Below are 26643 nucleotides of genomic sequence, written 5' to 3' on the forward strand. Positions count from 1 at the left end.
CAGCAGCGGACCGCGCTCCAGCACGAACGGCTCCTTCGCTCGCCGACGCAGATGCGCAAGCAGCTCGTCATCCGCAAACCCGGAGATATCTTCCTCGCTCAGCAACACCCCCGCCTCGCCGCGTGCGCGATGGGGAACGCCGTCCTCTTCGACGATCGCCTCCGCAAGAACCGGATGACGCAACAACATCGCGCCCAGCGCCTGCCGGAACGCATCCACATCGATCTCCTGGCGAGCCCGGAAGCACAGCGGGATATTGTACGCACTCATCGCCGGGACAAGCTTCTGCAGAGCCCATAGTCCCTTCTGTCCCTCCGAAAGCCCGCTCCTGACCGGATCAGGCGACGACGCCGTGATTTCACTGGATCCCTCATCCGCCGCGCCCGGCGCGACGACCTCTGCGCCAGCCGCCGGCAGCTGCCTGGCAAGATGCGCCGTCAACGCCGCAAGCGTCTGATGCTCCAACATCTCCCGCGCCGTGATCTTGATGCCGAACCTCGCCTCGCAGGCCTGCCGCAAGCCCATGGCGCCGATCGAATCCAGCCCGTAGCTGCTCAGCTCGACGTTCGGATCGACCGTCGCGGCGGCAATCCCGAGCCGCTCGAACAAGTACTGCGTAAGATACTCTCCGACCCCGCCGCCAAAAGCCTCCCTCAACTCCTGCGCCGGCTCGATCCGCGTGGCCGCGTTGACATCTGCACGCGCCGCGGCCACCGCGTTCGCCGGCTGCGACAGCACCCCGATCCAGTGTCGTTCCCTTGCGAACGGATAGGTCGGCAGCGATATCCGCCGCGGACGGTCTTCGCCGTAAAGCCAGGACCACTCGACCGGCAGCCCCTCGACCCAGAGCGACAGCAACTTGCCGTACTGCCCCTTCGCGATCCAGCCACCGACGATCTGCGCCATGTCCTCGGTCGCAAAGACCGACAACACGTGCTTGCTCTGCCTGATCTCAGCTGTATGGAGGTGTTCGATCCCCTTCTCGCCGGCGAGATAGCCCGTCAGCTTCGCCACGAGCTCCGTCAGTGAGGACGCCGTCAAAGCCAGCCGGCATTCCATCGCCTCACGGCCCACCTGCAGCGTGTAGGCAACGTCGGCGAGAGCGATGGGACGTTGCGTGGCGTGGGCGGCCTCGACGAAGGCGAGCAGCGCGGCGGCGTATTGCTTGAGCTGCTCCTCGGTTCGCGCGGACAGCGGCACAAGGCAGGGGCCGGCCACAGCCGGCCCAGCGACGTCCGCGCGCTCCGGCGCCTGTTCGAGAATGGTATGGGTGTTGGTGCCGCCGATGCCGAACGAGCTCACCGCTGCCCGGCGCGGCTGATCGCTCGGAGCGAAGTCGGCAGCAGTGTCGGCGATGTAGAACGGCGAGTTCGCCAGATCCAGATGCGGACTGGCGTCGTGATAATTGATGGTCGGCGGGATCTTGCCGTGCTGCAGCGCCAGCGCGGCCTTGATGGTGCCGGCAAGGCCGGCGGCGACATCGAGATGGCCGATATTGCTCTTCACCGAGCCAAGGCCGCAGAACTGCTCGGTGTCGGTGTGCTTGCGGAACGCCTGGCTCAGCGCCGCAAACTCGATGGGATCGCCGAGCGACGTTCCGGTGCCATGCGCCTCGACATAGCCGATCGTCTGCGGATCGACAGCACTGTTCGCGAAGGCCTGGCCGATCACCTCAGCCTGCCCTTGCACGCTCGGCGCATAGAAGCCGGCCTTGCCCGTGCCGTCATTGTTGACCGCAACACCACGGATCAGCGCATAGATATGATCGCCGTCCGCGACCGCGTCCTCCGCCCGCTTCAACAGCAGGACCGCGACCCCTTCGCCCCCGATCATGCCGTCGGCTTTGGCGTCGAACGTCTTGACATGGCCGTCAGAGGCGAAGTTCAACCCTTCCTGATAGACGTAGCCCGCCGAGCCCGCACCAAGCGCGGCCGCGCCCACCAGCGCATGCGTGATTTCGCCCCGCAACAGGGTCTGATAGGCGGTGTAAAGGCCGATCAGCGAGGATGAACAGTTCGAATGAACTGCGTAGCTCGGGCCCCGCAGTCCCAGCTTGTAGGAGATGATCGTCGGAACCGTTCCGCTCTGTGACAGCAGCCAGGCCTGGTAGTGATCGTAATTGTCCAACACACCGGCCTTGTTGGCCGATGCGAACAGCCTGGCGCCGTAGAAGCTGTTGCTGGTCGAGGCGTACACACCCGTATTGGGGATGTCGGAGGGCACATAACCGGCATCCTCGATCGACCACCACGCATGCTGCAGCAGAAGCCGCAATTGCGGATCCATCAAGGCGGCGTCCTTCGGCGAGATCTTGAAGAACGCCGGATCGAACAGATCCTTGCCCGCAATCGTGGCGCGCACCGGAACGTAGCGCGGATTGTCCATGATCTGCTCGGGCACGCCGAGCTGGTGCAGCTCGGCCGCGGTGAGAACCTCTACGCCTTCCTTGCCCGAGATCAGATTGTCCCAGAACTGACGATGGTTCTCCGCGCCCGGCACGTGGCAGGAGATCCCGATGATCGCAACGCTTGAGCGGTAATAGTCGGGATGGCCGGCCTCGCTGCGCGCAACAGCGCGAACCGGCGCAGCCGGTTCGGCAACAGGTTCGTCCGCCGCATCCGGCGTCCGGCCGGCGATGTAATCCGCGATGGCCCGGACGCTGGCATATTCGAACAGGCGCGTCACGTCGAAGTCGAGCGCAAAACTGTCGCGGATCCGCGCCGCCAGCGTCACTGCAAGAATGGAATCGCCGCCGCTCTCGAAGAACCCATCTTCCGCATCGATCTCCGCATTGCCCAGAACGCCGCGCCAGATCTCAGCCACGCGCCTCTCGATCTCACTCGCCGTGCCCTGGCGCGGCGTCGCCTTGCGATCCTGCCCGGTCCGGATCTCCGCCAGCCGCTTGCGGTCGACCTTGCCGTTCGGCGTCAGCGGGATCGCCGCCAGTGGCGAGAAGAACGCCGGGATCATGTAATCCGGCAGCTTCGCCTTCAGATGCTCCCGCAGCAGCCCCGCCCCCGGCGCCGCACCGTGAGCGGTATCCCAGACATAGAACGCGATCAGCCGGCTGCGCTCGTCGGAGGCCTGCAACACGACCGCGCAATGGCCGATCCCCGGGTAGCTTGCAAGCTGCGCCTCGATCTCTCCCGGCTCGATCCGATAGCCACGAAGCTTGATCTGGCCGTCGAGTCGGCCGAGATACTCGACCTCCCCGCTGGAGAGCCAGCGCGCCATGTCGCCGGTACGGTAAAGCCTGGCTCCTTGCACAAACGGGCTCTCGACGAAGCGTTCTTCCGTCAGTTCGGATCTGTTGTGATAACCGCGCGCAAGACCGGTGCCGGCGATGCAAAGCTCCCCGGCAACCCCGACCGGAACAGGACGAAGATGGCTGTCCAGCACATAGACTTGCGTATTGGCCAGCGGACGGCCGATGCTGATCGGACCGCTCCCGCCGATCCGCCACAGCATCGACCAGATCGTCGTCTCGGTCGGACCATACATGTTCCAGGCTTCCGAGCCGCTCGCGACCAGGCTCTGCCGCAACGTCTCGCCTAGCGCCTCGCCGCCGCAGACGATCCGCACCCCCTCCTCGTTGCGCCACCCTGAACGGAACAGCATGGTCCAGGTCGCAGGCGTCGCCTGCATCACCGTCGGCCGCCGGGTGCGGATCATCCGCTTCAGCTTCTCGACATCTCCGGCCGCATCGCCCGGGCAAATCTCGCAGCACGCTCCCACCAGCAGCGGCCCAAACAGCTCAAAGCCGGCGATGTCAAAGCAGTAGGTCGTCACCGCCAGCAGCCGGTCGTCACCGCGCAGGCCGGGCTCCCGGTTCATCGACGTCAGCAGATTGGTCAGCGCCCGGTGCGGGATCATCACACCCTTCGGCAGGCCCGTGCTGCCCGAGGTGTACATGACGTAGGCGAGATCCTCGGGGCCTGCCTCGGGATTTGCCGAACCCTCGCTTATATCCGCCGGCTCTGCCTCGCTCCCGCTCCAGTCGAGGTCGATCGCCACGATCCCGATCCCCACTCCGGCAAGCACACCGAGATCGCCGAGCAGCTCCGACTGCGTCAGCAGCAACGACACCCCGCTATCCGACAGGATGTGTTGCAGCCGTTCGCGCGGATGGCTCGGATCCAGCGGCACGTAGGCCCCACCCGCCTTCAGGATCGCAAGCAGCCCGACCACCATGTCCAGCGAGCGCTCGACGCAAATCCCCACAAGCCGGTCCGGCCCCACCCCGCGTTGCCGCAGATAGCCGGCCAACAGGCTGCTGCGCCGATCCAGCTCCCGATAGCTCAGCGCGCCATCGCCAAACCGTACCGCCACCGCATCGGGCGTGCGCTGCGCCTGCTCCGCAAACAGCTCATGGACACACGAGCGCTCCGAAGCATCTGCCTCCGTCGCGTTCCAGCTCCGGACCAGCTGATCCTGCTCCGCCGCCGTGAGCAGCGCGTAGTCGCCAAGCCCCGCCGAGGGCCGCTCCACCACCACCTCAGCCAGGCTCACATAGTGACCCATCATCCGCGAGATCGTCGCCTCGTCGAACAAATCAGGGTTGTATTTGAGGTTGAGCAGGAACCCGCCGACATCCTCGAACACGTCCAGCGTCAGCTCGTACTCGCCCTCCTGGTTCAGGCCCGCAAACGGCTCCAGCTGCAATGTCTGGCCGCGCGACCGCACCAGCTCACCAAAGCCCGCCACATCGACATTATTCTGGTAGGTGAAGGCCACCTGGAAGATCGGCGCCACGCCCGGCACACGCCGGATCTTCAGCTCCCGCACCAACGTCGGGAACGGATAGACGCTGTGGTCGAGACAGTCGGCCATGCAGGCCTGCAACGCCGCCGCATGCTCCGACCACGCCTGCGTGCCGTCCAGGCGCATCCGCACCGGGACCATGTTGATGAAGTAGCCGATCAGGTCCCTGAACTCCGGCCGCGGCCGCGTCGCAACCGACATTCCCACCACAAGGTCGTCCTCGCCCGTGTAGCGGCTCAGCAGCAGCTGATACAGGCTCAGGAACAGCGTCGCCGGCGTCACCCGCTCGGAGCGTGCCAGGGCAGCGATGCCTTCCTTCAGGCCGCCACTGATCCGCCGCGTATGGGTGCGGCCGGGCGTTCCCGATGACAGCCGCCGCGGACGGTCGGTCGGCAGCGCCAGCGTCACTGGTGCGGACGCCAGATGCTCCTTCCAATAGGCCAGGTGCGCCGCTGCCGCAGGACCCGACAGCATCTGCTGCTCCCACGCAACGAAGTCGGCATAGCTTGCTGCAGATGCCGGCGCCGGGTCCACGCTCTCGTTCCGCAGCAGCGCCTCATAGCCCGACACCAGTTGCCGCAGGAACGGCACGATCGAACCGGCGTCGAACGCAATGTGATGCACCACGATCAGGATGATGGTCTCATCCGCGCGTCTCAGCAGCGTCACCCGCAGCAGCGGACCGCGCTCCAGCGCGAACGGCTCCTTGGCCCGCCGACGTAGATGCGCAAGCAGCTCGTCCTCCCCAAGCGCGCCGACATCCTCCTCGCTCAGCAGCACACCCGCCTCGCCAGGCGCACGATGGGGAACGCCATCCTTCTCGACGATCGCCTCCGCGAGAACCGGATGGCGCAACAACATCGCGCCCAGCGCTCGCCGGAACGCATCCGCGTCGATCTCCTGACGAACCCGGAAGCACAGCGGGACGTTGTACGCACTCATCCCGGGGTCAAGCTGCTGCAGCGCCCACAGTCCCTTCTGTCCTTCCGAAAGTTCGCTCCTGACCGGATCAGGCGACGACGCTGTGACCTCGCTGGATCCCTCATCCGGCGTGCCCGGCGCGACAAACTCCGCACCAGGCGCCGGGGCCGCCGGCAGCTGTCCGGCAAGATGCGCCGTCAACGCCGCCAGCGTCCGATGCTCCAGCATCTCCCGCGCCGTGATCTTGATGCCGAACCGCGCCTCGCAGGCCTGCCGCAAGCCCATGGCACCGATCGAATCCAGTCCATAGCTGCTCAGCTCGACGTTCGGATCAACCGTCGTCGAGGCAATCCCGAGCCGCTCGAACAAGTACTGGGTGAGGTACTCTGCGACCCCGCCCCCCGACGCCGCCCTCAACTCCCGCACCGGCTCGATCCGCGCGACCTCGTCAACATCTGCACGCGCCGCAACCACCGCGTTCGCAGGCCGCGGAGGCGCCGCGATCCAATGCCGCTCCCTTGCGAACGGATAGGTCGGCAGCGAGATCCGCCGCGGCCGGTCTTCGCCGTAAAGCCAGGACCACTCGACCGGCAGCCCCTTGACCCAGAGCGACAGCAACTTGCCGTACCGACCCTTCGCGATCCAGCCGACGACGATCTGCGCCATATCCTCATCGACCGCAAACGCGGAAAGCGTGTCCTTCTCGCGCCGTGCGTCGCCTTGATAAAGTGCCTCGATCGCCTCCTCGCCGCCGAGATAGCTTTTCAGCTTCGCGACAAGCTCCGCCAGAGAATCCGCCGTTAGAGCCAGCCGGCATTCCATTGCCTCGCGACCGACCTGCAGCGTGTAAGCGAGATCGGCGAGATCGCCCTCGCCAAGCTCGCCTCGCTCCAGCTCCGCAACAAGTTGACTGGCGCGCTCCTTCAGCCGCTCCGCATTCTTGGCCGACAACACGATCAGCGACGGGCGCTGCTCGGCAATCGAGGGCCGCGCGCCCGCAGCTTGCGGCAGGTACTCCTCAACCACGACATGTGCGTTGACGCCGCCCGCGCCAAACGAGCTCACGCCGGCGCGTCGCGGCAAATCGCGGCCCTTGCCATCCCGTAGTGCCGGCCAGGGCTGCGTCTGCTGCACGATGTGAAATGGGCTACCCTGCAACTGGATGTACGGGTTGAGCTCCTCCGCATGCAGGCTCTTCACCAGCGTCTTGTGCTTGAGCTGCAGCAATACCTTGATCAGCCCCGCAACACCGGCCGCCAGCTCAAGATGCCCGATATTGCTCTTCACCGAGCCGAGGCCGCAATAGGCCGGCCCAGCCGGTAAGCCTTCGCTCGACTCAACCAAATCGTTGAATGCGCTCTTCAGGGCGCTGATCTCGATCGGGTCGCCGAGCTCCGTCCCGGTGCCGTGCGTTTCGATGTAGCTCACCGTCCGCGGATCGATCCCGGCACGCCTGTAGGCTGCCTTCAGCAACTCCGCCTGCGCTTTCGGATTGGGCGCCGTCAGCGATTGCGCACGACCGCCATGATTCTCCGCGCTGCCCCGGATCACGCCATAAATATGATCGCCGTCCCGTTCGGCTGCCGACAGCTTCTTCAGCACCAGCATGCCGACGCCTTCGCTGCGCACAAAGCCGTTGGCATCTCGGGAGAAGGCCTTGCAGCGGCCATCCACGCTCAGCATCCCGGCCTTGTCCAGGCTGATGTGTCCCTCCGGCGTCAGGATCGTATTGACGCCCCCCGCAATCGCCAACTCGCAGCCGTCGCTCGCCAACGCCTGCATTGCCCGGTGCACCGCCACCAGCGAGCTCGAGCACGCCGTCTCGATCGGCTCGCTCGGTCCGTGCCAATCGAAAAAATAACTCATCCGGTTCGGACCAACCGACGGCGTCATGCCCATGGCACTGTAGCCGTCTATGGCAGCCCGGGACTGTATGAGCAGCCGGCCGTAACCACTGTTGCCGGTGCCCACCAGAATTGCAGTCTGGCTGCCCGCAAGGCTCGCCGCGGAATAGCCGGCATCCTCGATCGCCTTCCAGATGTAGATCATCATCAACCGCTGCTGCGGATCCATCAGCTCCGCTTCGCGCGGCGAGATGCCGAAGAACAAGGGATCGAATTCATCGACACCGTCGATGAAACCACCCCATTTGACGCGGGTCTTGTTGGCCTCCTTGAGCGGATCGCCATGAACCGCCCGCCAGTCCCAGCGCTCTTTCGGTATCTCAACGATACAGTCCCGCGCCTCGACCAGGTTGCGCCACAGCGCCGCGACGTCCTCGGCCATGGGGAAGCGGCCGCTCACCCCGATCACCGCAACCGCATCGGCTGCGGCCGGCTTTGGATCCGCGTGCTCGCGCGCCACGAGACTCGCGTTCGCAAGATTCGGGCCCGTAAACCGACCGCCTCGCGGTGTCAGGCGCGGACGCGATTCAACAAACTCCTCCGCCTTCCTTGCCTGGACCACGGCCGCCTTCGCAGACGGCGCAAATCGCGCCGCAAAGACCGCCTTGTGCTCGTTGGCAAGGTAGCGCGCGAGATCCCCCAGCGTCGGATGCTCGAAGAAAATCGTCGGCATCAGCTCCAGCCCGTAAAGCTGGTTGAGGTGGTGAGCCAATGCCGTAAAGCTGATCGAATCGAACCCGTACTCACTCAACTCGCCATTAGGATCAAGACTCTCGACCTTCGCCTTGATGAGGCGAGACACTTCTTGAAGCAACGACGCCTGGACCGCCTCCAGCAACCGGCCTTCGTCATCGACCGACCTGACGGGCAGCACGGGTTGACTTGCCCGAGCTGCCCGCTCGGCCTGCGCCGGCGATCGCACGATCGTTCCACGCGTCCCCAGGGCGGCGCGCGTCTGTCGGACCACGCCGTCGCTTTCCGCCACGACGATCTGCTGCCCGGCAGCATGCGCCTCCGACCGAGGGAAAAAGATCGAGCGGAATCCCTCGTGCTCGAGAACCCTGCGCCAGCGATCCGGAGACAGCGCCGGGCAACCCGGTATCCGCACTTTTTCGTCGTCGTATAGCCACCAGCCATCCAGCAGCCCGAAGGTCAAATGTGCAAACAGGCTCTTGATGCTGATCTCATTGAGCAGCAACAGACCATTGGTCCGCAGAGCGGCCTTGACGTTACGCAGCGTGCGCCGGATGTCGCGTGTCGCGTGCAGCACATTGGTCGCAATCACGATATCGAAGCCGCCTGCGTCAATTGCTTGCCCGGCGATCGGATGCTCGACATTGAAGATGCCGCAATTCAGGTAGGGATGATCCGGCCCGAAAGTCGCATGGGCATGCAGCAGGAACGCCTGCGACAGATCCGTGTACAGATACTCCGCGATGTGAGATCCATAAGGCTTCAGCCGGGCCAGCACCTCCGTGCTGGTGGCGCCGGTACCGGCACCAACCTCGAGTATGCGGACGCGGACCGAAGGATCCTGCTTCAATCGCTCCTCGACGAAGCTCACCGCCATCCCGGCGATTGCTTCGTTGAAGTAACGCGAGAACGGATTGTCCTTGTAGATCCCTTCCACCAGTGTCAGGGAGCCGTCCGGGAACATCACATCCGTCGCCCGTTTCGTTCCTTTGAGAATGTCGGGCAACGCGCGCAGCGTCGTCTCCAACAGCGTGATCTGGGAAGCGGTCATCGGATCCGCCGGCAATGCGCACTTTTGAGCCTCCCATTCACGCCAGACCGTCTCGGCTTCCAGCACATGCCCATCGATCGCGGAATAGGTCCCGCCGTCGAGCACAACGAATCCGCGCTCCACCAGGACGCCAAGGCTCTCCTTGAGCCAACGGTCGTATGAGTCTTGCAGGCCGAGCCCAGCCTTGATCGCTCCGATGCTTGACTTCTCACCTGTCGGAAAACCAGCCTCAGTCAGCTGCACCCACAGCAGCCTGCCGGCCAATTCCTCAATGCCCAGGAACTCGCCGCGCCGTTGCGGCAGTTCGCCTCGAGCTGACTGCTCTTGATCGGTTTGCAAGCCGGCGGAAGTGGATGGCATCTCCGGCGCGTAGACGCGGAGCATCTCCGGAAGAATGACTTCCGTTGCGAGCGATCGCGTCGTTTTCGACAGGACGATCTGGCTCTGGGGCGCGGCCAGCAGCAATTCCAGCGCCGCAAAGCCTTCCTCTGCCTCGATCGAGCCGAGGCCTGCTCGCGCCATGCGATTCCGATACGCTTCTGCGGCAACAATTCCGATACTGCCCCAATAACCCCAGTTTATAACCTTGACCGGACATGGCCAGATCCGGGCGAGCGCATACGCAAACGCGTCCTTGAAGGTACAACCCGCCGCGTAGTTTCCTTGCCCGTGGCCTCTGGCGAAGCTCTGCAGCGAGGAGAAGAACAATACGAAATCCAGCGCGTCCTCGCAGAACACCTGAGCCAGACGCACACTCACGTCGACCTTCGCCGACAGCACCGCGGAAAATGTCGTTTCCTCCATCTCGGCCAGGCTCTTGTCGAGCAGGACGATCGCAGAGTGGATCACGCCATGAACTTGCGCATGCTGCTGCTTGATGCGCGCATAGGCTCGCTCCAACGCCCATCGATCGGTCGCATCGGCCTCAATGTAGAGCGGCGCAGGGCCAAGCTTCGCCAGTCGATCCAGCTTGCTCTGGATCGTTGCATCTTGCGGCCGCCGTCCGATCCACACGATCTGCGCCTGGTAGACGCGGATCATGTATTCACTCCAGGCCTCGCCGATGCCGCCGGCCCCGCCGATCACGACATAGACGCCACCCCGCCGGTACGTGTCGCCCTTTGCAGCAGACAGCTCACTCGACAGCAGCAGATGACGATACCACTCGCCATCGCGATATCCCCAACTCCTGCCCTCATCACCGGGCAGCCGCAACAGCTCGTCGACCGGCCATTGCTCGCGCGATGGCATATCCACGATCCGCACTTGCCAGTTCGGATATTCCTTGGCCATCGAACCGACCAATCCGTGCACGCTCGCATGCGTAGGATCAATCGCCTCGTCACGGCGGATTGCCTGACTTTGCGTGGTGATGACCGTCCAGCCCAATGCCTTGGTGCCATAACCCAGCGCGAGCATCGCCTTGATCAGGCGGAAGCACTGCAGCACTCCCTGCCGTTGCCCCTCGACGACCGCCTCCTCGATCGCAAAGGACGCCGGCGTTTCCGGCGCCAACCACACGATGTGATCGACCTTCCCCAATGGCCGCAGCTGTTCGCTGATCCGTTCAGGCGTGGCGTCGGTCGCGATGTCCAGCTGTTGCGCGTGCGGATAACACCGGTGCAGGGCTGCCGAGCGCGCCGATGTAGCGCCAATAATCACCACATGATCCGCCGGCAGCGGCGAGCCGATGTTCAATTCAGGTTCTACCGGCTCCCACACGGGCGTCAGCGTATGGAGACCTGCCTCGACCTCATTCATGGTCGCTTCCGGACTATGTTCACCGGCGGCCGCGCGCGTGCTGAACCCGCGAAGCTGGACGCACACGCGTCCCGCATCGTCACAGATATCGACGTCCAGCTTGGTGGATTCCTGCCCTGATGCCCGAACCCATGCGAAGCCCCGCGCAGGACTCGGCGAGATCACCAACACTTCTTCCAGCGCGAACGGCAGCGATGGCTGCCCCGATCCGCCTTGCCCGTCTGCGCCGAGGCCAACGCTCGCCTGTAACGCGGCATCCATCACACTCGGATGCAGCACATAATCGGCCGAGGTCTCGTCGACACAAGGCGGAAGCTCGAGCCGTGCCAAGACCTGCGCACGCACCGTACCCTGCAGGTCAACGGACAAGCCCGCGAGCCCCTGGTATGCCGGACCATAGTTCAATCCCTGCGCCGCGAACCGCGCATAACAATCCGGCGAGGAGATTGGATGGTCGCACCTCGCCTGCAGACCAGCAACATCTACGCCCACCGGCTCATCGAGCGAGCCCACGATGGCGCGCCCCTGGCTGTGGATCACGCGATCATCATCCGCGGCTCCCGCAGCTCCACTGTAGATCTCGTAATCGATCCGGTCCTCGTCCGCCGCGAACAGCTCGATATGGAGCTCCAGTCCTGACGCCCCCACCACGACCGGCCGGAGCCAGACCACCTGTTGCAGTCGTATCCCGTGCCGTCCATTCTCGCCCGTCGCCGCGTCAACCGCCGCGCGCGCCATCTCCAACTGCGCAACACCCGGAAGAACCCGCACGCCGCTCACGACGTGATCGCGCAGATAGAATTCCTCTCCGTTCAACTTCGTGCTGAACCGCTGCGCAAGAAGGTCCGACGTGTTCCGATGCAGGAGCGGGTGCAACACGCCAGCTGCTGAGCTCGCTGACTGCTCGGCAGCTGGTCTCCCCGCCGCCTCGACCCAGTAGCGCTCCCTTGCGAACGGATAGGTCGGCAGCGAGATCCGCCGCGGCCGCGTCGCGCCATGCAGCTGCTCCCAGTCGAGCTCGTAGCCCTGGCAATAGAGCTCGGCCAGCCCGCACAGCGTGTCGCGGTATTTGACCGCATCACCGAGCAGCGCATCGCACCGTCCCAGCAACTCGTTGCCATAGCCCTGCAGCGCGGCTGGTCCGACGAAGTTGCGCGCAACCGTTCCATGGAACTGGTTCGCTCGCCGCTCGCCGCTGCCGGCATGCCCCAGCGCGTACAGCGCCGAGGCCCGATCCTCGATCACCATCGCGCAGCGATGGACGAAGTGCTGCCGCCCGCACAGCAGCGTGTGGCTCATCCCCCACAGATCAGCGTCCGACTGGTCCCCGCTCTCCAGGAACGCAACCAAATCCGCGATCCGGCTGCGCAGGGCCGCTTCCGTCTTGCCCGACAGCACCAGCAGATAACAGGGCGCCGTCAGTGGCGCAGGTGATGCTGCCTCGTCATAGCTCTCCACCACCACATGCGCGTTGGTCCCGCTCATCCCGAACGCGCTCACCGCGCCAAGCCGGCGTCTTCCCCCTGGCGCCTGCTCCGGCCAGGCCTGCCTTGTCTTGTTCACGTAGAACGGGCTCGCCCGCCAATCGATGTAGTCGCTCTCCTCCGCGCAATGCAGGCTCGCAGGGATCGCCCCGTGCCGCAGCGACTGCACCAGCCCGACCAGGCTCACAAGACCGGAGGCCGCAAGCGCATGCCCAACATTGGTCTTGCTCGACGTCAGCGCGCAAAAGCCCTGACGCTGCGTGTAATGCCCGAACGCATCCGACAGCGCATTGATCTCGATGGGATCGCCAAGCCGCGTCCCCGTGCCGTGCGTGACGATGTGCCCGATCTCCTCGGGGTTCACGCCGTGACGGTCATACACCTCTCGCAACAGACTCGCCTGCGAGGCCCCGCTCGGCGCCGTGATCCCGTTGGTCTTGCCGTCATAGTTGATCCCGCTGCCACGGATCACCGCATGGATCCGGTCGCCGTCCGCTTCTGCCTGCGACAGCCGCTTGAGCACCACCACAACGACCGCCTCCGCAGGCACCATGCCGTTGGCATTGCGGTCGAACGCATGGCACTTGCCGTCCTTCGACAGCATCCCCGCCTGGCTCGCACCCAGATAGGACAACGGCGTCAGCATCAGATTGACACCGGCCGCCAGCGCCGTGTCGCACTCGCCGTGGCGCAGGCTCAGGCAGGCCTGATGCAGCGCCACCAGCCCCGACGAGCACGCCGTGTTGATCGCCATCGCAGGACCGCGCATGTTCAGCACGTAGGCAAGCCGCGAGGCCAGAATGCCGTCATGGTTCGACGTGATGCTGCCGCTGCCGCGCGTCAGGAACTGGTACTCGCCCTGCTCGGCACCCACGAACATCCCGACCTTGCTGCGGCCAAGCTGGATCGGCCCGTGGCCCGCTGCCTCCAGCGCCTTCCACGCCTCCATCAGCAACAGCCGCTGCCGCGGATCCATCAGCTCCGCTTCCCGCGGCGAGATCTCGAAGAACAGGGGATCGAACTCGCCAACCCCCGGCAGGAAGCCGCCCCATTTGCAATCGGTCTTGCCCGCCTCCTGCTGCGGGTCGCCGTAATACCGCCGCCAGTCGAACCGGTCGGGCGGGATCTCCTCGACCGCATCCTCGCCCCGCGACAGGATCTCCCAGAACTCATCGACCGTGCGCGCTTTGGGGAAGCGCCCGCTCATCCCGATGATCGCTATCGGCTCCGGAACAGTCCGATCCGAGGCCGCCACCCTCGCCAATGGCGAACGGCGCGATGCTGCACGCGGCGCCGCCGCCGCTGCGATCCGCTCCGCTGGCTGAGCCGCCATCTGATCCGGCGCGGACACCGCGCTCTCCGCCGGCCTGTAAAGACGCTCGACCGCGCCGGCGTGGACCTCGACAAAATACCCGGTCAGCCCGGCCAGCGTCGGATGACTGAAGAACACCGAGGGCGGCACCTCGACCTCGTAGTGCCTGGCAAGCCGGCGCGCCAGCTCGGCAAGCCCGATCGAGTCCAGCCCGAAGTCGGCAAGGTTGGTCTCATCCTCGATCCGCTCGCGCGACAGCTTCAGCAGCGCGCTCACATGCTGCTTCAGATCCCACGCCGCGCATTGCGCAAGGCTCAGCCCCTTCAGCTCCGCCCGCACCCCGCGATACGGACGCTCTCCCCCGACCCCGCCGGAGGCAGCCATTGACGTCGCATCTTCCTGCTCATCTTCCTGCGTATCAGCCGGCTCATGCGCCAGCTTCAGGAAGCGATGCACCCGCTGCCGATCGCCCGCCAGCACCAGATGCTGTGCACAGCCCTGCCACAGCAGGCGCTCGAACAGCTCGATCCCTTCCTGCGACCCCAGCGCACGCTGCCCGCTCGACTTCAGGTACAGCCGGGTCGGCTCGTCGCCGCCCATGCCCATCCCGCCGTCCTGCCAGAGCCCCCAGTTGATCACCATTGTCCGGCCGTGACGCTCGCCCCGCGCCTGCCGTTCGTTGCGCGCATGCGCATGCGCCATCAGGAAGCGATTGCCGACCGCGTAGTCGCAGGCCCCGAGGTCCCCCAGGATCGCCGCCGCAGAGGAGAAGTAGCAGACAAAATCCAGCTCACGTCCGCCAAGCGCCTCATCCAGCACCTGCGTGCCCGCGATCTTCGGCCCCAGCACCTGCTCGAACCGGCCGTCCTCCTTCTCGAACACCGAGCGGCCGTCACTGATCCCCGCCGCATGGATCACGCCATGCAAGGCGCCGAAGCGCTGCTCGGCCGACTGCAACCCGGCTGCGATCGCGACGCCGTCGCACACATCCGCCTGCAGATACATCACCCGGCTGCCGAGTTGCTCCAGCCCGGCAATCGCCTGACGCCTGCCCTCGTCAAGTCCGGAGCGTCCGATCAGGACCAGGTTCGCCTGACGCGTCCGCGCCAGATGCTGACCCAGCAACAGCCCGAGCCCGCCGCAGCCGCCGCTGATCACATAGGTGCCGCCATCGCGCAGCACGCTCACCCCATCCTCCAGCGCACGCGCGCGCACCGCGCACACCTCGCGCCGGCCGCAGCGATAGAATGCGCTGCCGAACGGCGCCGCACTCAGCTCCGACCACACAAGATCCAGCCACGCTTCGACCGCAACGCCACGCTCCACGCCGAGCACCGCAACGCCCGTTTGCGGCCACACCAGGCCGAGCGAGCGCTCAAACCCGATCCACGCTTCCAGCTGACAGCGCTCCTGCGCATCGCCATAGGCGCCCGCCAGCAACAGCCGTTCGCAGCGCAGCCCGCTCGAGGCCATCCCCTGCAGCACATGCTTCACCGCCACAAGGTCCTGCACGCAGCTGCCGTCCTCCAGCGCCCACAGGTAAAGCACCGCATCCACCTGGCCGTGCTCCGCACCGATCCGCGCCAGCACCTGCCGGTAGCTCGCCGCATCGCCGCGCCTCACCTCGTAGCGGTGTCCAACCGAAGGATCCGATGAAGCATCCGATGCCGCGCCCTGCTGCGCGACGAAGATCACCTCCGTCCCCGCAGCACGCGCACGGATGAGCTCCGCCACACCGTGCTGATGCCCGGCATCCGACAACAGGCACACCAGCCGCTCCGGCACCCACGCCGCACCGCCCGCGAGCCGCCGCTCCTCCCACACCTCCTCGAACGTCAAAAGCTCCAACGGCGCCGACGCAGCAACGCCAAAGACAGGCAGCGCCGACGCCGGCGCCGCCTCGACCCAGTAGCGCTCCCTTGCGAACGGATAGGTCGGCAGCGAGATCCGCCGCGGACGGCCCTCGCCATACAGCCGCTCCCAGTCGAACGACAGTCCCTTGACCCACAGCTCCAGCAGCTTGCCGTACTGACCCTTGCCGATCCACCCATCGACCAGCGAGGCCATGTCCTCGCCGCCAAGAACCGACAGCGCCTCCTTCGCCTGCCGGCTATCCCCGACGTAAAGCTCGAGCCCCTTCTCGCCCGCCAGATAGCCCTTCAGCTTTGCAACGACCTCCGCCAGCGTCGACGCCGTCAGAGCCAGACGGCTCTCCATCGCCTCACGCCCCACCTGCAGCGTGTAGGCCACATCGGCAAGATCGCCGTCGCCAAGCCCGTCCCGCTCCAGCGCTGCAACCAGCCGGCCCGCATGCTCCTTCAAACGCTCCGCGCTCTTCGCCGAAAGCACCACCAGCGCCGGATGCGACGGATGCACTGCAATCGACCGCCCCGCGCTCCCGGCGCGCGCCACATACTCCTCCACAATCACATGCGCGTTCGACCCGCCCGCGCCGAACGACGAGATCCCGGCTCGCCGCGCCACCTCGCGAGACACCCCGCCGACCTCGATCACCGGACGACGCCACGCCTCGCGGCTCCGCTGGACCACGAACGGGCTGCTCGCAAAATCGATGTGCGGGTTGAGCTCCTCCGCATGCAGGCTCGGCGCCAGTTCGCCATGCTTGAGCTGCAGCACGATCTTGGTCAGGCCCGCGATCCCCGCCGCCGCCTCGAGGTGCCCGATATTGCTCTTCACAGAGCCGATCGCACAGAACTGCCTGTCCGCCGTGTCCTGGGCAAACGCCTGTGTCAGACCGCTGATCTCGATCGGATCGCCAAGCTCCGTCCCGGTGCCGTGCGCCTCGATATAGCTCACACTGCGCGCATCGATCCCGGCCTTCTCCAGCGCCGCACGCACAAGCTCCTTCTGCGCAACAGGACTTGGCACCGTGTAGCCGTTGGTCCGCCCGCCATGATTGATGCTGGTGCCACGGATCACCGCATGGATCTGGTCGCCGTCGGCTTCTGCCTGCGACAGCCGCTTGAGCAGCACAACGCCGACGCCTTCCCCGGGCACAAAGCCATCGCCGCCCTTGCCGAAGCTCCGGCACTGACCCTGCTTCGACAGCATCCGCATCGCGCACAGATCGACATAGGTCCGCGGATGAAGGTAGAGGTTCACACCTCCCGCCAGCGCCAGCTCGCATTCGTCACGGTAAAGATGCTCGCACGCCTCGTGGATCGCCGTCAGCGACGCCGAGCACATCGTGTCGATCGGCATGCTCGGACCGCGCAGGTTCAAAAGATACGACACACGGTTCGCAACCGACGCGAACGAGGTGTACGGCGCCCCATGCTCGCCACGGCGCCAAAGCTCTGGCCCGTACAGCGCAAACCCGGTCTTGGTGATCCCGGCAAACACACCGACACGGCTGCCGTGGCGGCGCTGCAGCCCGTCGCGCGTATAGCCGCCATCCTCCAGCGCCTGCCAGCAGCTCTCTACGAACAGACGCTCCTGCGGATCGATCTGCGCCGCCTCCCGCGGCGAGATCCCGAAGAACAACGGATCGAACTCGGCAAAGCCCGATACGAATCCACCCCATTTGCTGTAGCTCCGCCCGCTCGCAACCGCCTCGTCCGCAACCGGATGATAAAAACCCTCCAGCGGCCAGCGCTCCCCGGCAAGCTCGCTCACGCAGTCCTTGCCCGACCTCAGGTTCTCCCAATATTGCTCCAACGTCCGCGCGCCCGGATAGCGACCGCTCATGGCGATGATCGCAATCGGCTCGCGCGCCCCGCCGGAGGAGGGTCGCGACCGCAAGGCGGACCGGCGCGGCATGGCGACCGGCCCGGACCGGCTTGTCTGCGAACGGCGGGCCGCAACCGGCCCGGCCGGCTTTGCCCGCACCACAGCCGCCTGATCCTCCAGTCCGGTCCAGCGCGCGCAGCCAGCCTCATGCTCCGCCACCAGATACTCCGCCACCGCAGCAAGCGTCGGGTACTCGAAGAACAGGGTCTTCGACAGTCCGCTAAACACCTTCCCCAGCAGCCGGTTGATCAGCATGATCATCACGGAATCGATGCCGTAGACCTCCAGCCGCTCCTGCGCATCGACCTGTTCGGGGCGAAGCTTGGCAAGCTCCGCCAGCATCTGCTTCAGCCGCTGCACCGTCTTGTCGACCAGCACCGTCTTCTCGACCAATACCGGCCCGCCGCTCACCGCACCAAGTGCAGAGACGCTCGCATCATCCGCATCCGGCGCTGCCTCACCTGCGGACACTGCCCCGCCCGCAAGCTGCGCCCGCAACGCTCCCGCGTCGCCCGACACCACGGCAATCTCGTCAGCCTCCGCGGCAAGGGCCCGCTCGAACGCCGCAAGCCCGGCCGCCGTCGCAAGCGATAGCGGCCCGCTCTCCCGCTGCTGCCGCTCAACAGCCTCCGGCAGCCGCATTCCGCCATCACGCCACAGCGGCCAGGCGATCGACACCGTCCGACCCCAGCGCTCGCCGCGGCTGACCCGCTCGTTGCGATAGGCAGCATAGGCGCTCAGGAACGCGTTCGCCGCCGCATAATCTGCCTGACCGGCATTGCCGAACGCGCCTGCCCCGGAGCCGAACAGCGCCATAAACTCCAGCGTCAGATCACGCGTCGCCTCGTCCAGGTTCATCACCCCGGCAACCTTCGGCGCTAGCACCGCTCTTACTTCTTCCGCCGTCTTCCTCACCAGGAAGCTGTCCCGCAGCACGCCCGCCGCATGCACGATCCCTGTCACGCCCCCATAGGCTTCGCACAGGGACGCGATCAGCGACTGCACCGCCGGCCCGTCCGCCACATCCACGCGCCGGTACTCGACCCGCGATCCCGATCCCTCCAGCTCCGCAAGCCGGGCCCTGCGCGCCGCATCAAGCTCCGAACGTCCGGTCAGGACGATCACCGCGTCCTTGGCCCCGCCCGCGATCGCCTCCGCGAAGATCAGTCCAAGTCCGCCCGCTCCGCCCGTGATCAGGTACACTCCGCCATCACGCCAGGGCACTGAGCGGGGCTGCGCACCCGCTAGCAGCTCGCGCCACGCCGCAACCTGCCGCTCGCCCGCGCGGTAACGCACCTCCCTCGCCTCCGGCGTTCGCGCACTCTCCTGCAGCACGGATGCAATCCGCACAGCGCTCTCATCCGCTTCGAACCCGACGATCTGGCCCTTCAGCCTCGGCTGCTCCAGCTGTGCCGTCCGCAGCAATCCCGACAGCCCTGACAACAGCCCCATCGGGCCGGACAACGGCACCGCGAGCTGGATCAGCACCTCCTCTTTTGGCTTCTCCTGCATGATCGCCTGCAGCAGTTCCAGCGTCCGCAGCACCGCTGCCTCGTAACCCGCGGCGACGTCCTGCGTGCCGCCGGCAATCACGACGCTGCGCGCCTGCGGCTGCGACGCGCTCAGCGCCTCTTCGACCTCGCGCGCAAAACTCTCCTCAAAGCCGCACAGCACCACCCAATGCTGACCGGTGTGCTGACCAGCGTGCGGCTCGGCCCAGGCCGCTTCCCACACGCGATGCGCCAGAACTGCCTCGGCCGACACCGCGGCAAATCCGGCGGCTTCAGTCGCGCTGTCCGCTGCCGCCATCACGACCGCGCGGCCACGGCTGTGGATCACGCGATCATCATCCGCGCCTCCCGCAGCTCCACTGTAGATCTCGTAATCGATCCGGTCCTCGTCCGCCGCGAACAGCTCGATATGGAGCTCGAGGCCATCCGAACCCATGACGACCGGATCAAGCCACTCCACCTGCTCCAGCCGGACCTCGCTCCCGCCAGCCTCACCCAGGGCCGCCGCAACCGCAGACCGCGCCACATCCAGATGCGCGTCCTCGGGCCATGCCTGCGCCTCCGTCCCGCTCAGCTGCGTCGTGAACCGCAATGCCGACGCATCCGAGATGTCCCGCCGCAGCTCGCCTCGCGCAACGCCACCCGCAGGCCCATTGACCACACGGCCCGCTCCGATCGCCGACACCGGCGCCGCCTCGACCCAGTAGCGCTCCCTTGCGAACGGATAGGTCGGCAGCGAGATCCGCCGCGGCCGCGTCGCGCCATGCAGCTGCTCCCAGTCGAGCTCGTAGCCCTGGCAATAGAGCTCGGCCAGCCCGCACAGCGTGTCGCGGTATTTGACCGCATCACCGAGCAGCGCATCGCACCGTCCCAGCAACTCGTTGCCATAGCCCTGCAGCGCGGCTGGTCCGACGAAGTTGCGCGCAACCGTTCCATGGAACTGGTTCGCTCGCCGCTCGCCGCTGCCGGCATGCCCCAGCGCGTACAGCGCCGAGGCCCGATCCTCGATCACCATCGCGCAGCGATGGACGAAGTGCTGCCGCCCGCACAGCAGCGTGTGGCTCATCCCCCACAGATCAGCGTCCGACTGGTCCCCGCTCTCCAGGAACGCAACCAAATCCGCGATCCGGCTGCGCAGGGCCGCTTCCGTCTTGCCCGACAGCACCAGCAGATAACAGGGCGCCGTCAGTGGCGCAGGTGATGCTGCCTCGTCATAGCTCTCCACCACCACATGCGCGTTGGTCCCGCTCATCCCGAACGCGCTCACCGCGCCAAGCCGGCGTCTTCCCCCTGGCGCCTGCTCCGGCCAGGCCTGCCTTGTCTTGTTCACGTAGAACGGGCTCGCCCGCCAATCGATGTAGTCGCTCTCCTCCGCGCAATGCAGGCTCGCAGGGATCGCCCCGTGCCGCAGCGACTGCACCAGCCCGACCAGGCTCACAAGACCGGAGGCCGCAAGCGCATGCCCAACATTGGTCTTGCTCGACGTCAGCGCGCAAAAGCCCTGACGCTGCGTGTAATGCCCGAACGCATCCGACAGCGCATTGATCTCGATGGGATCGCCAAGCCGCGTCCCCGTGCCGTGCGTGACGATGTGCCCGATCTCCTCGGGGTTCACGCCGTGACGGTCATACACCTCTCGCAACAGACTCGCCTGCGAGGCCCCGCTCGGCGCCGTGATCCCGTTGGTCTTGCCGTCATAGTTGATCCCGCTGCCACGGATCACCGCATGGATCCGGTCGCCGTCCGCTTCTGCCTGCGACAGCCGCTTGAGCACCACCACAACGACCGCCTCCGCAGGCACCATGCCGTTGGCATTGCGGTCGAACGCATGGCACTTGCCGTCCTTCGACAGCATCCCCGCCTGGCTCGCACCCAGATAGGACAACGGCGTCAGCATCAGATTGACACCGGCCGCCAGCGCCGTGTCGCACTCGCCGTGGCGCAGGCTCAGGCAGGCCTGATGCAGCGCCACCAGCCCCGACGAGCACGCCGTGTTGATCGCCATCGCAGGACCGCGCATGTTCAGCACGTAGGCAAGCCGCGAGGCCAGAATGCCGTCATGGTTCGACGTGATGCTGCCGCTGCCGCGCGTCAGGAACTGGTACTCGCCCTGCTCGGCACCCACGAACATCCCGACCTTGCTGCGGCCAAGCTGGATCGGCCCGTGGCCCGCTGCCTCCAGCGCCTTCCACGCCTCCATCAGCAACAGCCGCTGCCGCGGATCCATCAGCTCCGCTTCCCGCGGCGAGATCTCGAAGAACAGGGGATCGAACTCGCCAACCCCCGGCAGGAAGCCGCCCCATTTGCAATCGGTCTTGCCCGCCTCCTGCTGCGGGTCGCCGTAATACCGCCGCCAGTCGAACCGGTCGGGCGGGATCTCCTCGACCGCATCCTCGCCCCGCGACAGGATCTCCCAGAACTCATCGACCGTGCGCGCTTTGGGGAAGCGCCCGCTCATCCCGATGATCGCTATCGGCTCCGGAACAGTCCGATCCGAGGCCGCCACCCTCGCCAATGGCGAACGGCGCGATGCTGCACGCGGCGCCGCCGCCGCTGCGATCCGCTCCGCTGGCTGAGCCGCCATCTGATCCGGCGCGGACACCGCGCTCTCCGCCGGCCTGTAAAGACGCTCGACCGCGCCGGCGTGGACCTCGACAAAATACCCGGTCAGCCCGGCCAGCGTCGGATGACTGAAGAACACCGAGGGCGGCACCTCGACCTCGTAGTGCCTGGCAAGCCGGCGCGCCAGCTCGGCAAGCCCGATCGAGTCCAGCCCGAAGTCGGCAAGGTTGGTCTCATCCTCGATCCGCTCGCGCGACAGCTTCAGCAGCGCGCTCACATGCTGCTTCAGATCCCACGCCGCGCATTGCGCAAGGCTCAGCCCCTTCAGCTCCGCCCGCACCCCGCGATACGGACGCTCTCCCCCGACCCCGCCGGAGGCAGCCATTGACGTCGCATCTTCCTGCTCATCTTCCTGCGTATCAGCCGGCTCATGCGCCAGCTTCAGGAAGCGATGCACCCGCTGCCGATCGCCCGCCAGCACCAGATGCTGTGCACAGCCCTGCCACAGCAGGCGCTCGAACAGCTCGATCCCTTCCTGCGACCCCAGCGCACGCTGCCCGCTCGACTTCAGGTACAGCCGGGTCGGCTCGTCGCCGCCCATGCCCATCCCGCCGTCCTGCCAGAGCCCCCAGTTGATCACCATTGTCCGGCCGTGACGCTCGCCCCGCGCCTGCCGTTCGTTGCGCGCATGCGCATGCGCCATCAGGAAGCGATTGCCGACCGCGTAGTCGCAGGCCCCGAGGTCCCCCAGGATCGCCGCCGCAGAGGAGAAGTAGCAGACAAAATCCAGCTCACGTCCGCCAAGCGCCTCATCCAGCACCTGCGTGCCCGCGATCTTCGGCCCCAGCACCTGCTCGAACCGGCCGTCCTCCTTCTCGAACACCGAGCGGCCGTCACTGATCCCCGCCGCATGGATCACGCCATGCAAGGCGCCGAAGCGCTGCTCGGCCGACTGCAACCCGGCTGCGATCGCGACGCCGTCGCACACATCCGCCTGCAGATACATCACCCGGCTGCCGAGTTGCTCCAGCCCGGCAATCGCCTGACGCCTGCCCTCGTCAAGTCCGGAGCGTCCGATCAGGACCAGGTTCGCCTGACGCGTCCGCGCCAGATGCTGACCCAGCAACAGCCCGAGCCCGCCGCAGCCGCCGCTGATCACATAGGTGCCGCCATCGCGCAGCACGCTCACCCCATCCTCCAGCGCACGCGCGCGCACCGCGCACACCTCGCGCCGGCCGCAGCGATAGAATGCGCTGCCGAACGGCGCCGCACTCAGCTCCGACCACACAAGATCCAGCCACGCTTCGACCGCAACGCCACGCTCCACGCCGAGCACCGCAACGCCCGTTTGCGGCCACACCAGGCCGAGCGAGCGCTCAAACCCGATCCACGCTTCCAGCTGACAGCGCTCCTGCGCATCGCCATAGGCGCCCGCCAGCAACAGCCGTTCGCAGCGCAGCCCGCTCGAGGCCATCCCCTGCAGCACATGCTTCACCGCCACAAGGTCCTGCACGCAGCTGCCGTCCTCCAGCGCCCACAGGTAAAGCACCGCATCCACCTGGCCGTGCTCCGCACCGATCCGCGCCAGCACCTGCCGGTAGCTCGCCGCATCGCCGCGCCTCACCTCGTAGCGGTGTCCAACCGAAGGATCCGATGAAGCATCCGATGCCGCGCCCTGCTGCGCGACGAAGATCACCTCCGTCCCCGCAGCACGCGCACGGATGAGCTCCGCCACACCGTGCTGATGCCCGGCATCCGACAACAGGCACACCAGCCGCTCCGGCACCCACGCCGCACCGCCCGCGAGCCGCCGCTCCTCCCACACCTCCTCGAACGTCAAAAGCTCCAACGGCGCCGACGCAGCAACGCCAAAGACAGGCAGCGCCGACGCCGGCGCCGCCTCGACCCAGTAGCGCTCCCTTGCGAACGGATAGGTCGGCAGCGAGATCCGCCGCGGACGGCCCTCGCCATACAGCCGCTCCCAGTCGAACGACAGTCCCTTGACCCACAGCTCCAGCAGCTTGCCGTACTGACCCTTGCCGATCCACCCATCGACCAGCGAGGCCATGTCCTCGCCGCCAAGAACCGACAGCGCCTCCTTCGCCTGCCGGCTATCCCCGACGTAAAGCTCGAGCCCCTTCTCGCCCGCCAGATAGCCCTTCAGCTTTGCAACGACCTCCGCCAGCGTCGACGCCGTCAGAGCCAGACGGCTCTCCATCGCCTCACGTCCCACCTGCAGCGTGTAGGCCACATCGGCAAGATCGCCGTCGCCGAGCCCGTCCCGCTCCAGCGCCGCAACCAGCTGGCCCGCATGCTCCTTCAAACGCTCCGCGCTCTTCGCCGAAAGCACCACCAGCGCCGGATGCGACGGATGCACTGCAATCGACCGCCGCGCGCTCCCGGCGCGCGCCACATACTCCTCCACAATCACATGCGCGTTGACGCCGCCAAATCCAAACGAGCTCACGCCGGCGCGCCGCGGCAGGTCGCGGCCCTTGTCATCCTGCAGAGCCGGCCATGGCTGCGTCTCCTGCACAATGTAGAATGGGCTGTCCTGTAGCTGGATGTACGGGTTAAGCTCCTCCGTATGCAGGCTCTTCACCAGTGTCTTGTGCTTGAGCTGCAGCAGCACCTTGATCAGCCCCGCAATGCCGGCCGCCAGCTCAAGATGTCCGATGTTGCTCTTCACCGATCCAAGGCCGCAATAGGCCCGACCAGCCGGTGAGCCTCCGCCTCCTTCGATCAAATCGTTGAACGCGCTCTTCAGACCGTTGATCTCGATCGGATCGCCAAGCTCCGTTCCGGTGCCATGCGCCTCGATGTAGCTCACCGTCCGCGGATCGATCCCGGCTCGGCCATAGGCTGCCTTCAGCAAGGCCGCCTGTGCTTTCGGATTGGGTGCCGTCAGCGATTGCGCACGACCGCCATGATTCTCCGCGCTCCCCCTGATCACGCCATAGATATGATCGCCGTCCCGCTCGGCTGCCGAAAGCTTCTTGAGCACCACCATGCCAACGCCTTCGCCGCGCACATAGCCGTTTGCGTGCCGCGAGAAAGTCTTGCAGCGGCCATCGATGCTAAGCATCCCGGCCTTGTTGAAACCGATGTGGCCGGCTGGCGTAAGCATCGTATTGACGCCGCCGGCAACCGCCATCTCACAACTGTCATTTGACAGGGCGAGCATCGCCCGGTGCACCGCCACCAGCGAGCTCGAGCACGCGGTCTCGATCGGCTGGCTTGGTCCATGCCAGTCAAGGAAATAACTCATACGGTTGGGACCAACCGACGGCGTCATGCCCGTGGCACTGTGTCCCTCTATGGCAGCTCGCGATTCCAGGATCACCCGGCCGTAGCCGCTATTGCCCGTCCCCACCAGAATTGCCGTCTGGCTGCCCGCGAGGCTCGCCGCGGAATAACCGGCATCCTCGATTGCCTTCCAGATGTAGATCATCATCAGGCGCTGCTGCGGATCCATCAACTCGGCCTCGCGCGGCGAGATTCCGAAGAACAAGGGATCAAACTCGCCGACGCCGTCGATGAAGCCGCCCCATTTGACGTTGGTCTTGTTGGCCTCGAGGAGTGGATCGCCATAGACGGCCCGCCAGTCCCAGCGATCCCCGGGAATCTCGACGATGCAGTCCCGTTCGCCGACCAGGTTACGCCACAGCGCGGCGACGTCTTCCGCCATCGGGAAGCGACCGCTCACCCCGATCACCGCAACTGCGTCGGTTTCCGCCTCGGTTCGCTCCGCATGATCGCTGGCCGCAAGCCGCAAGTTTGCAAACCGGGGTTTTCGCCGCGGCTCGCGCGGGCGCGCTTCGACGGCGTCGTCCGTCTTCGCCTTTGCCTGGACCACAGGCACCTTCGCCGACGGCGCAAACCGCGCAACCAATACTGCCTTATGATCGTCGACAAGATAACGGGCAAACCCGCCCAGCGTCGGATGCTCGAAGAAGATCGTCGGCATCAGCTCAAGCCCGTAGGCTTCGTTGAGAATGTGCGCCAACGTCGTAAAGCTGATCGAGTCAAACCCGTACTCGCTCAGCTCGCTGTCCAGATCGAGTTCGTCGACACTCACCTTGACGAGCTCGGAGACCTCCTTCAACAGGCGCGCCTGAACATCTGTCAACAGATCGCGATCTACAGGTTCCGCCGCAGCGAATTCATGAACGACCTGCCTGTCAACGGATGTCGATCGTGCTTCGAAATCAGTTTGATGATTGTCGACAAGGTAGCGGGAAAAGCCGCCCAGCGTCGGATACTCGAAGAAGATCGCCGGCATCAGTTCGAGCCCATAGGCGTCGTTGAGAACGTGCGCCAATGTCGTAAAGCTGATCGAATCAAACCCGTACTCGCTCAGTTCGCTGTCCAGATCGAGCTCGTCGACGCCCACCTTCACGAGGTCGGAGACCTCTTTCAACAGGCGCGCCTGAACATTGGTCAGAAGATCGCGGTCGATCGATTCCGTCGCAACCGGTTCATGGACAATCTGCTTGCCGGCGGGCGCCAAACGCGCCGCGAAATTAGTGTGGTGATTGTTGACGAGGTAACGGGCAAAGCCGCCGAGCGTCGGATACTCGAAGAAGATCGTCGGCATCAACTCAAGCCCGTAAGCCTCGTTGAGAATGTGCGCCAACGTCGTAAAGCTGATCGAGTCAAATCCGTACTCGCTCAGTTCGCTATCCAGGTCGAGGTCGCCGATATCTACTTTTATGAGCGCTGAGACCTCCCGCAACAGCCACCCCTGAACATTTGACAGCAGATCCGTTTCGATCGTCTCACCGGTCTTTGCGCTTTGGATCGGCTTCGCCTTCCTGGCAGGCTCACGCCGCAGCATCCCGCGCAGGGCGCCGGCCTCACCCGACAACACCGCGATCTCGTCACCCTCTCCACTCTCTCCGGCAAGCGCACGATAAAACGCCTCGAGCCCGGC

At 65.7% G+C, this 26643-nt stretch carries 1 protein-coding gene; it reads right to left on the reverse strand.

What is annotated here, in order from left to right:
• On the reverse strand, nucleotides 1-26643 hold a 26643-nt coding region (locus BMW89_RS36560; RefSeq protein ID WP_143062890.1), incomplete at both ends, for a non-ribosomal peptide synthetase.

This window comes from Bradyrhizobium sp. OK095 (genome assembly GCF_900109945.1).
GTDB lineage: Bacteria > Pseudomonadota > Alphaproteobacteria > Rhizobiales > Xanthobacteraceae > Bradyrhizobium.